The 14,100-nt window shown below is 67.8% G+C and carries 14 protein-coding genes; 8 read left to right on the top strand and 6 right to left on the bottom strand.

What is annotated here, in order from left to right; all coding sequences use genetic code 11:
* The first annotated feature begins 58 nt into the window (after positions 1-58).
* Genes AC3WON_RS25820 through AC3WON_RS25805 form a run of 4 tightly spaced genes read left to right on the top strand, consistent with a single transcriptional unit; the run spans position 59 to position 3,258 of the window.
* Positions 59-946 (top strand): DMT family transporter, encoded by an 888-nt coding sequence (locus tag AC3WON_RS25820; protein WP_492353020.1) that lies wholly within the window; start codon positions 59-61, stop codon positions 944-946.
* 55 nt (positions 947-1,001) lie between these two features.
* Positions 1,002-1,790: an SDR family oxidoreductase gene (locus tag AC3WON_RS25815; RefSeq protein ID WP_010809246.1), complete on the top strand. Its 789-nt coding sequence runs from the start codon at positions 1,002-1,004 to the stop codon at positions 1,788-1,790.
* A gap of 57 nt (positions 1,791-1,847) precedes the next feature.
* The gene (locus AC3WON_RS25810) at positions 1,848-2,240 is read left to right on the top strand and encodes a methylglyoxal synthase (protein ID WP_492321720.1); all 393 of its coding nucleotides are present in this window, start codon (positions 1,848-1,850) and stop codon (positions 2,238-2,240) included.
* A gap of 40 nt (positions 2,241-2,280) precedes the next feature.
* Positions 2,281-3,258 (top strand): quinone oxidoreductase family protein, encoded by a 978-nt coding sequence (locus AC3WON_RS25805; RefSeq protein ID WP_035819617.1) that lies wholly within the window; start codon positions 2,281-2,283, stop codon positions 3,256-3,258.
* A 75-nt stretch (positions 3,259-3,333) separates the two neighbouring features.
* Here the strand turns inward: AC3WON_RS25805 and AC3WON_RS25800 are convergent, their stop codons facing one another.
* The 6 genes from AC3WON_RS25800 to AC3WON_RS25775 all read right to left on the bottom strand — a co-directional run bounded on the left by AC3WON_RS25800 (position 3,334) and on the right by AC3WON_RS25775 (position 9,896).
* The gene (locus AC3WON_RS25800) at positions 3,334-3,627 is read right to left on the bottom strand and encodes a YkvA family protein (RefSeq protein WP_492321719.1); all 294 of its coding nucleotides are present in this window, start codon (positions 3,625-3,627) and stop codon (positions 3,334-3,336) included.
* Positions 3,628-3,826: 199 nt separating this feature from the next.
* Positions 3,827-4,972, bottom strand: a complete 1,146-nt coding sequence (locus AC3WON_RS25795) for a BMP family ABC transporter substrate-binding protein (protein WP_492353018.1) — start codon at positions 4,970-4,972, stop codon at positions 3,827-3,829.
* A 59-nt stretch (positions 4,973-5,031) separates the two neighbouring features.
* Entirely contained in the window at positions 5,032-5,952 is a 921-nt protein-coding gene (locus AC3WON_RS25790; protein WP_010809241.1) for an ABC transporter permease, read from the bottom strand.
* A gap of 18 nt (positions 5,953-5,970) precedes the next feature.
* Positions 5,971-7,080, bottom strand: a complete 1,110-nt coding sequence (locus tag AC3WON_RS25785) for an ABC transporter permease (RefSeq protein WP_492321717.1) — start codon at positions 7,078-7,080, stop codon at positions 5,971-5,973.
* Complete coding sequence (locus tag AC3WON_RS25780) at positions 7,073-8,635, bottom strand: ABC transporter ATP-binding protein (RefSeq protein ID WP_492353017.1); 1,563 nt, start codon at positions 8,633-8,635, stop codon at positions 7,073-7,075. Before AC3WON_RS25780 ends, AC3WON_RS25785 begins: the two co-directional genes overlap by 8 nt.
* Positions 8,636-8,963: 328 nt before the next feature.
* Positions 8,964-9,896, bottom strand: coding sequence for a pirin family protein (locus AC3WON_RS25775; protein ID WP_492353016.1), 933 nt, complete (start codon positions 9,894-9,896; stop codon positions 8,964-8,966).
* Between the two features lie 689 nt (positions 9,897-10,585).
* Between AC3WON_RS25775 and AC3WON_RS25770 the strand changes: the two genes are divergently transcribed.
* From AC3WON_RS25770 to AC3WON_RS25755, 4 genes are read left to right on the top strand one after another with little or no spacing between them, the layout of a single operon-like run.
* Positions 10,586-11,302: an ABC transporter permease gene (locus AC3WON_RS25770; RefSeq protein WP_492353015.1), complete on the top strand. Its 717-nt coding sequence runs from the start codon at positions 10,586-10,588 to the stop codon at positions 11,300-11,302.
* Between the two features lie 26 nt (positions 11,303-11,328).
* Positions 11,329-12,261, top strand: coding sequence for a glycine betaine ABC transporter substrate-binding protein (locus AC3WON_RS25765; RefSeq protein WP_492321715.1), 933 nt, complete (start codon positions 11,329-11,331; stop codon positions 12,259-12,261).
* 10 nt (positions 12,262-12,271) lie between these two features.
* Positions 12,272-12,922, top strand: coding sequence for an ABC transporter permease (locus AC3WON_RS25760; RefSeq protein WP_492321714.1), 651 nt, complete (start codon positions 12,272-12,274; stop codon positions 12,920-12,922).
* Positions 12,919-14,082, top strand: a complete 1,164-nt coding sequence (locus AC3WON_RS25755) for an osmoprotectant ABC transporter ATP-binding protein OsmV (protein WP_492353014.1) — start codon at positions 12,919-12,921, stop codon at positions 14,080-14,082. The genes AC3WON_RS25760 and AC3WON_RS25755 overlap by 4 nt, the downstream gene beginning before the upstream one ends.
* The last annotated feature ends 18 nt before the right edge of the window (positions 14,083-14,100 follow it).

The following is a 14,100-nucleotide window of genomic DNA, read 5'->3' as shown; positions in this document are numbered from 1 at the left end:
CTTTCCCCCTGTATTCCCCGTGCCCGCCTCCCAGAAGTCTCTCGCCGCACCTGCCGCGCTGCCGTCGCCGCAGCGCTCGGGCCTTGTCATCGCCGCCGTCGGCGCGGTGCTGTTCTCCGCCAAGGCGATCGTCGCCAAGCTGATGTACCGCTACAACGTCGATGCGGTGATGGTGATCACGCTGCGCATGCTGTTCGCGGTGCCGCTGTTCATGGCGATCGGCTGGTGGCAGTCGCGCCGGCTGGCGCCGCTGTCGTGGGCGGATCGCGGCCGCGTGGTGTTTCTCGGCTTTATCGGCTACTACCTGTCGAGCTTCCTCGATTTCATCGGCCTGCAATACATCACCGCCGGGCTGGAGCGGCTGATCCTGTTTCTGACGCCGTCGTTCGTGCTGCTGGCCACCGCGCTGGTGTTCCGCCGGCCGATCGCCATGCGCCAGTGGTTGTCGCTGCTGCTGGCCTACGCCGGCATCGTGCTGGTATTCGCGCATGACCTGGACGTCAGCGGCAGCCAGGTGTGGCTGGGCGGCGCGCTGGTGCTGGGCAGCGCCATGACCTATGGTATCTACCTGATCCTGAGCGGCGAGCTGGTGCGGCGTATCGGCTCGCTGCGGCTGGTGGCGTATGCGATGTGCGTCTCGACCGCCTGCTGCGTGATCCAGTACCTGGTGCTGGGCCGGCCGGTGGCGGAACTGGCGCAGCCGGCTCCGGTGATGTGGCTGTCACTCGTCAATGCGGTGTTCTGCACCGTGCTGCCGGTGTCGCTGACCATGGTGGCGGTGTCGCGCATCGGCGCGCCGATGGCGTCGCAGGCGGGCATGATCGGCCCGGTGTCGACCCTGTTCCTGGCCTTCTGGCTGCTGGGCGAGCCCATCAGCGGCGTGCAGCTGGCCGGCAGCGCGCTGGTGATGGGCGGCATGTATTTGCTGTCGGCAAGAAAGACGTGATTCCGGGCCGGCCCCGGGGCTGGCCCGCCAAAGACAACAGACAAAGGAGAAGGACATGGATCTGGGACTGCGCGGCAAGCATGCGCTGGTATGCGGCGCCAGCAAGGGCCTGGGCTTTGCCTGCGCCGACGCGCTGGCGGCCGAGGGCGTCGACGTGGTGATCGTGGCGCGCGGCGCCGAGGCGCTGGAGAAGGCCGCCGCCGGCCTGCGCGCGCGCCATGGCCGCCGCGTGATCGCGGTGGCGACCGACATCACCACGCCCGAAGGCCGCAAGGCGGCGCTGGACGCGGTGGCCAAGCTGGGCGATCTCGACATCCTGGTGAACAACGCCGGCGGCCCGCCGCCGGGCAACTTCCGCGACTGGGAGCGCAGCGACTGGCTGGCCGCGCTCGACGCCAACATGCTGACCCCGATCGAGCTGATCAAGGCCACCGTCGACGGCATGATCGCGCGCAAGTGGGGCCGCATCATCAATATCACCAGCGGCGCGGTCAAGGCGCCGATCGATGTGCTGGGCCTGTCCAATGGCGCGCGCTCGGGCCTGACCGGCTTTGTCGCGGGCGTGGCGCGCGAAGTGGCGCAGCACGGCGTGACCATCAACAACCTGCTGCCGGGCCCGTTCAACACCGACCGCCTGCTCAAGACCATGGAAGGCGGGGCCAAGAAGGCTGGCCTGAGCGTCGATGAGGTGGCGCAGCGCCGCGCCGCGGCGAACCCGTCGCGCCGCTTCGGCGAGCCGGCCGAGTTCGGCGCCACCTGCGCCTTCCTGTGCAGCCGTCATGCCGGCTACATCACCGGGCAGAACATCCTGCTCGATGGCGGCGCCTATCCGGGCACCTTCTGATCCCGCTGCTTTCTCCTGTTTCCTGACGTTCACCGACCCCGCAACAAGGAACCCCTGATGACTCGCCCCCGCATCGCGCTGATCGCCCACGACCACAAGAAGGACGACATCGTCGCCTTCGCCACGCGCCACCGCGCCTTCCTTTCGCAGTGCGAGCTGCTGGCCACCGGCACCACCGGCGGGCGCCTGATCGACGAGGTCGGGCTGGAGGTGACGCGCATGCTGTCGGGGCCGTGGGGCGGCGACCTGCAGATCGGCGCGCAACTGGCCGTAGGCCTGGTGCGCGCCGTGGTGTTCCTGCGCGACCCGATGACGCCGCAGCCGCATGAACCCGATATCAACGCGCTGGTGCGTGCCTGCGACGTGCACAACGTGCCGTGTGCCACCAACGTGGCCACTGCCGAGCTGTTGATCGCCGGGCTGACGCGCGAGGCTGAAGCCGGCAACTGAATTCCCACCGATACAACACCATAGCGAAGGAGCGACACAGATGAGCAAAGCCATCCGGATCGAGCAAACCGGCGGTCCCGAAGTCATGCAGTGGGTCGATGTCGAAGTGGGCGAGCCCGGCCCAGGCCAGGTGCGCGTGCGCCATGAGGCGGTGGGCCTGAACTACATCGATGTCTATTTCCGCACCGGGCTGTACAAGCAGCCGCTGCCGGGCGGGCTGGGCATGGAAGGCGCCGGCGTGGTCGAAGCGGTGGGCGAGGATGTGCGCCACGTCGCCGTGGGCGACCGCGTGGCCTACGCCGGCCGTCCCACCGGCGCCTACGCGCAGGTGCGCGTGATGCCGGCCGATATCGTGGTGCGGCTGCCCGACGCGATCCCGTTCGACACCGCCGCGGCGATGATGCTGCAGGGCCTGACCGCGCAGTACCTGATCCGCGACAGCTACAAGGTGCAGCCGGGCGACACGGTGCTGCTGCATGCCGCCGCCGGCGGCGTCGGCCTGATTGCCAGCCAGTGGCTCAAGGCGCTCGGCGTGACCGTGATCGGCACCGTCGGCAGCGACGAGAAGGCCGAACTGGCACGCGCCAACGGCTGCGCCCACACCATCGTCTACACGCGTGAGTCGTTCGTGGAACGGGTCAGGGAGATCACCAACGGCAAGGGCGTGCCGGCGGTCTATGACTCGATCGGCAAGGACACATTCCAGGGCTCGCTCGACTGCCTGGCGCCGCGCGGCACCATGGTCAGCTTCGGCAACGCCTCGGGTCCGGTGCCGCCGTTCGACCTGTCGGTGCTGGGCAACAAGGGCTCGCTGCGGCTGACGCGGCCGACACTGATGACCTACGTGGTGCACCGCGAACTGCTGGAGCCGATGGTGGCCGACCTGTTCGACGCCGTGGCCACCGGCAAGGTGAAGATCGATATCCGCCAGCGCTACGCGCTGTCGGAGGTGGCGCAGGCGCACCGCGACCTGGAATCGCGCAAGACCACGGGCTCGACCATCCTGCTGCCGAACTGAGCAACAGCCAGCCAGGCAAGCAAAAGCCCCGGGGCGGCAGGCGCTGCCCCGGGGCTTTGTCGTTGAGCGATGCCGTCAGTGCGGCCGGACCGTGGTGGCGGTGGCGCGCGTCTGCGCCTGGCGCAGGATATGCGGCGGCAGGCGCTTCAGGATCAGGTGCACCGCCAGTGGAATCAGCACCACGTCATCGACAATGCCCAGGCCCGCGACCACGTCGGGGATCAGGTCGATCGGCGAGATTGCGTAGAGCAGCAGCCCGATGGCGGCGGGCTTGAGCCAGGCCGGCGCGTCCGGATGGCGCAGCGCGTACCAGAACAGGCGGCCGTCGCGGCGAACCAGCGTCCACAGGGCCGAAAATCGCTTCCACATGAGAGGCCTCCTTCACATAGCGCGCGCCGGTCACTGGCGCATGCACAGATAGCTTGGGCCGTTATCGGCGGCTTCAAGTTCCGGAGGTGCAGGGAGATGCCTTGGGGATAGCCAAGGCTGGCGGTTTGCTCCCCTCTCCCGCTGAGGGGAGAGGGAGAACACCTTGCTTGGGCAAGCTCGGGCGGCTCTGGTGCACCAATCAGCCCGGGATCTTGCCTTCCACGCCTTCGACGTAGAACTTCACGCCATGCAGGAAGCCGTCGTCGGCCACCTGGTCCTTGGCCAGCTGTTCCTTGCCGGTGTTGTCCTTGATCGGACCCTTCCAGATCGGCGCGCTGCCGTCGGCGATGCCCTTCTTGCGCTCTTCGACCAGCGCCTTGACGTCAGCCGGCACATCGGCGTTGAAGCTCTTCAGGTCGATCATGCCTTCCTTCAGGCCCCACCACGTGGTGCTGTTCTTCCACTGCTTGTTCAGCACGTCTTCCACCACCTTGTTGTAGTAGACGCCCCACGAGATCACCGACGCGGCCAGATGGGCCTTGTCGCCGAACTTGCTCATGTCGCTGTCCCAGCCGAAGGCGTGCACGCCCTTTTCCTGCGCGGTCTGCACCACGGCGGCGGAGTCGGTGTTCTGCATCAGCATGTCGACGCCCTGGCCGATCAGCGTGGTGGCGGCTTCGCGCTCCTTGCCCGGATCGAACCACTTGTTGACCCACACCACCTTGACCGTGGCCTTGGGGTTGACGCTGCGCGCGCCCAGCGTGAACGAGTCGATATTGCGGATCACCTCGGGGATGGGCACCGATGCCACCACGCCCATCTTGCCGGTCTTGCTCATCTTGCCCGCGACCACGCCCGCCAGGTAGGCGCCTTCATAAGTGCGCACGTCGTACTGGGCCAGGTTCTCGGCGGTCTTGAAGCCGGTGGCGTGCTCGAACTTCACGTCCGGGAATTCCTTGGCGACCTTGAGCATCGACTCCATGTAGCCGAAGGTGGTGCCGAAGATCAGCTTGTTGCCCTGGCTGGCCAGGTCGCGGAACACGCGCTCGGCGTCGGCCGCGGATTCGGGCACGTTCTCGACGAAGGTGGTCTTGACCTTGTCGCCGAACTTCTCTTCCACGGCCTTGCGGCCGTTGTCATGCGCGAAGGTCCAGCCGGCATCGCCGACCGGCCCGATATAGACGAAGGCGACCTTGAGCGGCTCGGCCTTCTGCTCGGCCACGGGCGCGGAGGCCGCGCCCGCCGTCTCGGCAGGCTTGTCGGCCTCTTTCTTGCCGCAGCCCGCGAGGGCCAGCAAGGCGGTGGCGGCCAGGGCCGCCAGGGTCTTCCTGCGCGTGACGATCATGATTTCTCCTTGTGATGAATTGTTGGTAGCTCAGGGATTTCCGTCAAAAAACTCGAGGCTCAGGCATTGCCGGGCCGGAAGGGCTTGCCCAGCGAGGCCGGCATGTTCAGCCGGATCCAGGCCGGGTTGCGCGAGATCAGCGCCAGCACCACGATGGTGGCCGCGTAGGGCAGCATCGACAGGAACTGCGACGGCACCGACACGCCGATCCCTTGCAGGTAGAACTGCAGGATGGTCACGCCGCCGAACAGCCACGCGCCCACCAGCACGCGGCCCGGGCGCCAGGTGGCGAAGGTGGTCAGCGCCAGCGCGATCCAGCCGCGGCCGGCGACCAGGTTCTCGACCCACATCGGCGTGTACACCAGTGACAGGTAGGCGCCGGCCAGCCCGCAGCAGGCACCGCCGAACAGCAGCGCGCCAAAGCGGATGGTGCGCACCGGGTAGCCCAGCGCGTGCGCCGATTCGGGCGCTTCGCCGATCGCGCGCAAGGTCAGCCCCGCGCGCGTGCGGAACAGGAACCACATGATGGCAAAGCACAGCAGCAGGCTGAAATACACCATCCAGTGATGCTGGAAGAAGGCCGGCCCGAAGAAGGGCAGGTCGGCCAGGCCGGGCACGGCCTTGGCCTGCGCCGGCATGGCGAAGCCGACAAAGCGCTGGCCCATGAAGGCCGACAGGCCGGTGCCGAAGATCGACAGCGCCAGGCCGGTGGCGACCTGGTTGGTGGCCAGTACCAGCGCCAGCCACGAGAACAGCGTAGCCATCAGCATGCCGGCGAGCGCGCCGGCGGCAAAGCCGAGCAGCGGCGACTGGGTCTGGTAGCCGACCATGAAGCCGGCCACCGCGGCCACCAGCATCATGCCTTCGGCGCCGAGGTTGAGCACGCCCGAGCGCTCGTTGATCAGCAGGCCCAGCGCGGCCAGCAGCAGCGGCGTGCCGGCGTTGATGGCGGTGGCGATAAGGGGAGCGAGTTGTTCCATATTGTTCTGTAGCTCCGCTCAGGCCGTGGTGGCGCGCCAGCGCAGGCGGTTTTCGATCAGCGTGTCGCAGGCCAGCAGGAAGAACAGCAGCATGCCCTGGAACACCCAGCCAATGGCCGACGGCAGGCCCAGGCGCGATTGCGCCATCTCGCCGCCGATATAGAACAGCGACATCATGATGCCGCCGAAGACCGTGCCGACCGGATGCAGCCGGCCGATAAAGGCGACGATGATGGCGGTGAAGCCGTAGCCCGGCGAGATCGACGGCAGCAGCTGGCCGATCGGGCCGGTCACTTCGAACGCGCCCGCCAGGCCCGCGGTGGCGCCCGAGATCAGCAGTGCGCTCCACAGCGCGCTGCGCGCCGAGAAACCCGCGTAGCGCGCCGCCGCCGGCGCGGTGCCGCCCACCTGCAGGCGGTAGCCGGCAAAGCTGCGGAACACGAACACGGTCATCACTGCCACCAGCACCAGCATCACGGCAAAGCCGGCATGCAGGCGCGAGCCCGACATCAGGTTGGGCAGCAGGTACTCGGACGAGAACACCTTCGACTGCGGGAAGTTCATGCCGTTGGGATCCTTCAGCGGCCCGTTGACCACCCACAGCAGCAGCTGCTGCGCGATATAGGTGAGCATCAGCGAGACCAGGATCTCGTTGGCGTTGAACCTGTCCTTGAGCACCGCCGTGAGCGAGGCCCACAGCATGCCGCCGACCATGCCGGCGAGTGAGGCCAGCACCAGCACCACGGTGCCGTTCATGGCCTGGCCCGGCACATCGAAGTAAAGCACGGTGGCGCCGGCGCAGATGCCGCCGGCAATCAGCTGCCCGTCGGCGCCGATATTCCACACGTTGGCGCGGTAGCACACCGACAGGCCGAGCGCGCACAGCACCAGCGGCACGGTCTTGAGCAGCACCTCGCCGATGGCGCGCTGGTCGCGCAGCGGATCGGCCAGGAAGACCTTGAGCGCGGCCACGGGGTCCTTGCCGAGCACCAGGAACAGCAGCGCGCCGAACAGGAGCGTCAGCGCCAGTGCGATCACCGGCGAGGCATAGGCCATGGTGCGCGAGGGCAGGCCACGCGGCGCCAGCGAGAGGGGGGAGCGGGGCAGCAGTTGTCGCACATCAGCCATGGCTTGCCACCTCCGCGCCGGATTGCGCCTGGGCGGGCCCGCCTTGCCACAGTCCGCTCATCCACAGGCCGATCTGCTCGCGCGTCGCGGTCTCGGCAGGCACCGAAGGCGACAAGCGGCCCTTGGCGATCACGTGCAGCCGGTCGCAGATCGCGAACAGCTCATCGAGCTCTTCCGACACCACCAGGATGGCGCAGCCGGTGGCCTTCAGCGCCAGGATCTCGTTGTGGATCTGCGCCGCGGCGCCAACGTCCACGCCCCAGGTCGGTTGCGCCACGATCAGTACCTTAGGGCCGCTTTCGATCTCGCGGCCGACAATGAATTTCTGCAGGTTGCCGCCCGACAGGCTGCGCGCCAGCGCGTGCGGCCCGCTGGCCTTGACGCGGAAGCGGCTGATCACGGCCGAAGCCAGCCCGGTGGCCGCGCCGGGAGAAATCATGCCTTGCCGCACATAGGGTGGCGTCTGGTGCGACAGCAGGATATTGGTCGCCAGGCTCATGCCCGGCACCGCGCCGCGGCCCAGGCGCTCTTCCGGCACGAAGGCCAGGCCCGCGCGCCGGCGCTGGCGCGCATCGAGCCGGCCGACTGGCTTGCCGCCGAGCTGCACCGACATGTTGTCTGCGCGTGTGTCTTCACCGGACAGCGCGGCCAGCAGCTCCTGCTGCCCGTTGCCGGACACGCCGGCAATGCCGACGATCTCGCCGGCGTGGACATCCAGCGAGATCCGGCTCAGCTCGGTGGCGAAGGCATGCGCGCGCGGCAGCGACAGGCCCTGCACGCTGAGCCGCACCGGGCCGCGCTCGGCAGCCACGCGCGTCTCGCGCGGGGGCTCGCCGCCGATCATCAGCCGCGACAGCGAGGCCGCGGTTTCCTGGCGCGGATCGCACACGCCGGTGACCTTGCCCATGCGCATCACGGTGGCCTGATGGCACAGCGCGCGGATCTCGTCGAGCTTGTGGCTGATGTAGAGGATGCTGGTGCCTTCGGCGGCCAGCTGGCGCAGCGTGACGAAGAGCGTTTCCACTGCCTGCGGGGTCAGCACCGAGGTGGGCTCGTCCAGGATCAGCAACTGCGGATTGGCCAGCAGCGCGCGCACGATCTCCACGCGCTGGCGCTCGCCGACCGACAGCGTATGCACATGGCGGTTCGGCTCCAGCGGCAGTCCGTAGCGCTCGGCAGTGGCGCGGATGCGCTCGGCCAGCTGCTTCATGTTGCCTTGCTGTCCGGCGGGCAGGCCGAGTGCGATGTTCTCGGTCACGGTCAGCGTGTCGAACAGCGAGAAATGCTGGAACACCATGGCGATGCCCAGGTTGCGGGCGTCGTGCGGACTGTTGATGGTGACCGGCGCCCCGTTGAAGTGCATCTCGCCGGCATCCGGACGGGCCGCGCCAAAGATAATCTTCATCAGGGTGGATTTGCCTGCGCCGTTTTCACCCAGCACGGCATGGATCTCGCCGGGGGCGACGCTGAGGCTGACGTCGTCATTGGCGACGACGCCCGGGTAGCGCTTGCTGATATGGGCCAGCGCCAGCCTGGGAGGGAGTTGTGATGTCACTGAGGCGGCTCGGGTTGTTGTGATGGCAGCAACGTGGGATGAGTCAACAGCGCGGCAGTGCGTGGCGCAGCATCGCCGCGACGCATTGCAGCATTCATCATGGTTTGGTGATGCCCGATATTGGTGATGGATTATATAAGTGACAGGACACCGGGCGGGCCGATTCCGGCGTCATTCCAGTCCCTGCAACGGTTTGGGGGTGGTTGCAAGTCGCGTGCCGGCCACAGCACGAAAAAAAGCCGCCGGCCCCTTGCGGAGCCAGCGGCTGGACTGGAGCAGCGGGGGGGGGGGGGGGGGGGGGGCCAGGGCGGCCCCCCGCCGGCAGGGCTCAGGCGCCGGTGGTGGCGGCGCTGGTGGCGAAGCGCCCGTCGCGGAAATCCGCCAGGGTCTGGTAGATCTGCTCCTGCGTGTTCATCACGAACGGCCCGTGCTGCGCGATCGGCTCGTTCAGCGGCTGGCCTGCGATCAGCAGGAAGCGCGCGTCGGCTTCGGCCCTGACGATGACGCCGTCAGACTGGCCGGCGTTGTCCAGCACGCCCATGCGCTGGGCCTCGATCACGGCGCGGTCGTCGCCGCTGCCGATCGAAACCTCGCCCCGGTACACGTAGACGAACGCGTTGTGCCCGGCCGGCAGCGCCTGCGCAAAGGTCTGGCCGGCCGGCAGGTGCACGTCCAGGTAGACCGGCTCGGTCACCGGGCGCGTGATCGCGCCGGCCACGCCGTGCGTGGCGCCCGCCAGCACGCGCACCGTGACGCCGTGGTCCAGCGCCACCGTCGGGATCTCGGCGGCGGGCAGGTCGCGGTACCACGGCGCGGTCATCTTGCCCGCGGCCGGCAGGTTCAGCCACAGCTGGAAACCTTCCATGCGGCCGTCTTCCTGCTCGGGCATTTCCGAGTGGACCACGCCTGCGCCCGCCACCATCCACTGCGCGCCGCCGTTCTGCAGCAGCCCCTCGTTGCCGGCGCTGTCGCGATGGCGCATGCGCCCGGCCAGCATGTAGGTGATGGTCTCGAAGCCGCGGTGCGGGTGATCGGGGAAGCCGCCGATGTAGTCGTCCTTGCTGTCGGTGCCGAAGGCATCGAGCATCAGGAACGGGTCCAGCCGGCGCTGCAGGTTCTGCGTCAGCACGCGGGTCAGCTTGACGCCGGCGCCGTCCGAGGTGGCGATGCCCCGCACCACGCGGTCCACGGCGCGCGAGCGTTGCACGGTTTCGGCGGCGGCGGCGGGAACGGTGGCGAAGGTGGTGGCAAGGGTGTCCATGTCTTTCTCCAGTGGGCGGGTTCCGCGCGGCAATGGCCGGGCCGGTTTCCCGTCGTTTCAGCTACCTCGTCAATTTAGTGTTTTGGCGCGGAAAGAGTAGAGGGTCGCCGGGCAACAGATTGTTCTGCTGGCGTACCAACTGGCTGTCCGGTTTCCGCGATTTCAGAACGATCCGGGAAGTCTCCATATGTCGGCTAATGCACGACCGAACATGCCGTCCTACTGCCGCCAGTTCGCGCAAAATCGGCGCAGGAAGGCCGGAAAAATGCGGGAAGATGACAGGATCGATGAAGATCGCTATAATAGCGCTCTCTTTGTCATCCGTTGAGGCGAGATGCGGGGGTATCAAAACCTCGCCAGCCCTTGCCAGTCAACGGCCGATGGACCGGCGGCGCGTCGGAAAACTTCAATATTTGCGCTGCCACTGGCCAACCGATCGCAACAACTTTGCGTCGCCGGTTGCGCCGCTTCAGGGACTGCCAATCCAACCCGGCATCCCGTCAATCGGACTTCCCGCCCACGGCGGAGGAATCCACAGACCGTCCGCCGGCAATCGTGCCGGTCATGGCGGCAATGCAATCTGAACCGGGACTGGTGGCGCCCTATCTCCGCACGCACCAGCCCATATTGTTTTCCATTGCCGGGAAGTGGCGTGCTGCGCGCTTTTCGGTTTCGGAAAAGGGGAGAGTATGTCAAAGCAATCGGCACGGGCCCTCGCCTGGGCAGGACTGACGCTGGCCGCGCTGGCTGCACTGGTGGCATGGATCGGCGTCGATGTGATTCGCCAGTACCAGGAGCGCCTGCTCTACGACGTGGCCGACCACCTGCGCCTGGTGGTGCTGTCCATGACGCTGGCGCTGGCCACCGGCATCCCGGCCGGCATCGCGCTGAGCCGCCCGTGCATGCGCCGCTGGGCCGACCGCCTGATGCAGGTCTTCAACGTGGGCAATACCGTGCCGTCGCTGGCGGTGCTGGCGCTGGCCCTGGCCGTGCTCGGCATCGGCGAGCGGCCCGCCATCCTGGCGCTGTGGCTGGCCTCGCTGCTGCCGATCGTGCGCAATACCTACGAAGGCCTGCGCAATGTCTCGCCCACGCTGCTGGAAGCGGCGCGTGGCATCGGCATGACGCCGGTGCAGCGCCTGGTGCGCGTGGAACTGCCCAACGCGCTGCCGGTGATGCTGGCCGGCATCCGCATCGCCCTGGTCATCAACGTGGGCACGGTGCCGCTGTCCTTCCTGATCGGTGCCAACAGCCTGGGCGAGCTGATCTTCCCGGGCATCTACCTGAACAACCAGCCGCTGCTGCTGCTGGGCGCTGCCGCCACGGCGCTGCTGGCGCTGGCCCTGGACGCACTCTTTGCCGCCGCCGGCCAGCTGTATCTGCGCCGGCGCGGGCTGGCGCGCTGAACATGGGGACCGAAATGGAAAACCAGATGCAATTCATCCGCCGCCGCGCCCGGCGCGTCGCCCTGGTGGTGGCTGCCGTCACCGCTTTTGCGGCGGGCCTGGCGCTGGCCACTGCGCCTGAAGCCCATGCCGAGGCCACGCCGATCCGCGTGGGCGGCAAGAACTTCACCGAGCAGCTGCTGCTGTCGTCGATGACTTCGAAATACCTGCGCGCCAAGGGCCTCACCACCGAACTGACCGCCGGCCTGGGCAGCACGCTGATGCGCCAGGCGATGGAGAGCAACCAGCTCGACGTGGTGTGGGACTACACCGGCACCGCGCTGATCGTGTTCAACAAGGTCCAGGAAAAACTCGGCGCCAGGGAAAGCTACGAGCGCGTCAAGCAGATGGACGGCGCGCGCGGGCTGGTGTGGCTCGATGCCTCGAACATCAACAACACCTATGCGTTGGCGATGCCGAAGGAACGCGCGGCCAGCGGCGTGACCACGCTGTCGGGCTTTGCCGAGCAGATGCGCCGCGCCGGCCCCGACGCCAGTCATCCGTTCGCGGTCGACATGGAATTCGCTGCGCGCCCGGACGGCCTGGAGCCGCTCAAGGCGCTGTACAAGCTGCCGTTCTCGCGCCGCGACGTGATCCAGCTCGACCCGGGCCTGGTCTACACCGCACTGAAGAACAACCAGGTGGAGCTGGGCCTGGTCTATGCGACCGACGGCCGCGTCAAGGGCTTCGACCTGGTGCTGCTGGAAGACGACCTGCATTTCTTCCCGCCGTACAACGCGGTGCCGGTGGTGCGCAAGCCGGTGCTCGACAAGCATCCGGAACTGGCCGGCCTGCTCAATGCACTCGCTGCCAAGCTCGACAACGAGAGCATGACCGACATGAACTACAAGGTGGACATCGGCCAGCAGCCGGTGGACAAGGTCGCGGAGGACTTCCTGCGCAGCCACGGACTGATCTGAGGGAGGCCGCATGGACTTGTTCTCTTACCTGCAGCACAGCTGGCCCACGCTGCTGAAAATGACCGGCGAGCACCTGGCGCTGGTGGGCTCGGCAGTGGGGCTGGCGATCCTGATCGGGGTGCCGCTGGGCATCGTGATCACGCGCTTCCGCGCGCTGGCCACGCCGCTGCTGGCGCTGGCGACGATCGTGCTGACGCTGCCGTCGATCGCGCTGTTCGGGCTGATGATCCCGATCTTCGCGCGCTTCGGCCATGCGCTTGGCTACGTGCCCGCGGTGACGGCGGTGTTCCTGTACTCGCTGCTGCCGATCATGCGCAACACCTACACCGCGCTGGCCAATGTCGACCCCGGCATCCAGGAAGCGGGACGCGGCATCGGCATGACCGCCTGGCAACGCATGCGGCTGGTGGACCTGCCGCTGGCGGTGCCGGTGATCCTCGGCGGCGTGCGTACCGCCGTGGTGATGAATATCGGGGTTGCCACCATTGCCGCCATCATCGGCGCGGGTGGCCTTGGGGTGCTGATCCTGCAGGCGATCAGCCAGAGCAACATGAGCAAGCTGGCCGTGGGCGCGGTCCTGGTCAGCCTGCTCGCCATCGTGGCGGACGCCTTCCTGCAGTGGTTGCAGCGGGCACTGACGCCAAAGGGAATCCGCACATGATCGAACTCGACCAACTCACCAAGTCCTTCCCGCAGAAAGACGGCACCGAAACGCGCGCCGTCGACGCCGTGTCGCTGACGGTGCCGCGCGGCGAGATCTGCGTCTTCCTCGGCCCCTCGGGCTGCGGCAAGACCACCACGCTGAAGATGATCAACCGGCTGATCGAGCCGACCTCGGGCACGGTGCGCATCGAGGGCGAGGATACGCGCGGCCTTGACGGCGTGACCCTGCGCCGCAAGATCGGCTACGTGATCCAGCAGATCGGCCTGTTCCCCAACATGACCATCGAAGAGAACATCATGGTGGTGCCGCGCCTGCTGGGCTGGGACAAGAAGCAGTGCCGCGAGCGCGCGCGCGAGCTGATGGCGATGGTGCAGCTCGATCCCAACCGGCTGCTGACGCGCTATCCGCGCGAGCTTTCCGGCGGCCAGCAGCAGCGCATCGGTGTGATCCGCGCGCTGGCGGCCGACGCGCCGCTGCTGCTGATGGACGAGCCCTTCGGCGCGGTCGACCCGATCAACCGCGAGAGCATCCAGAACGAATTCCTGCAGATGCAGCGCCAGCTCGGCAAGACCGTGATCATGGTCTCGCACGATATCGACGAAGCGATCAAGCTGGCCGACAAGGTCGCGGTGTTCCGCCGCGGCAAGCTGGTGCAGTTCGACCACCCCGACGCGCTGCTGGCGCATCCGGCCGATGAGTTCGTGCAGGCCTTCGTCGGCCACGACAACACCCTCAAGCGCCTGCTGCTGGTACGCGCCGGCGACGCTGCCACCATGCCGCCGAGCTGCCGCCCCGACATGCCGCTGGCCGAAGCGCTGGGCGTGATGGACGATGCCGACGTGCGCCACCTGCCGGTGGTGGACGACGCCCAGGTCGCGCTGGGCTACGTCACGCGCCGCGATGCGCGCTCCGGCAAGGGGCAGTGCAGTGATGTGATGCGCCCGTTCGCCGTCACCGCGGCCTTCGACGAGCACCTGCGCATCGTGCTGTCGCGCATGTACCAGCACAACACCAGCTGGCTGCCGGTGATGGGCGCTGACGGCGCCTACCTGGGCGAGGTCACGCAGGAATCGATCGCCGGGTACCTGAGCTCGGGACGTTCGCGCGGGCAGGCCGGGGGGCTGGCCGCCTCCGCGCCGCTGCGGGCGGCGGCCTGAGCCAGCGGCAGGGCGGCG

Source organism: Cupriavidus sp. FW305-46, from assembly GCF_058787075.1.
This window is presented reverse-complemented; position numbering and strand designations above follow the sequence as displayed.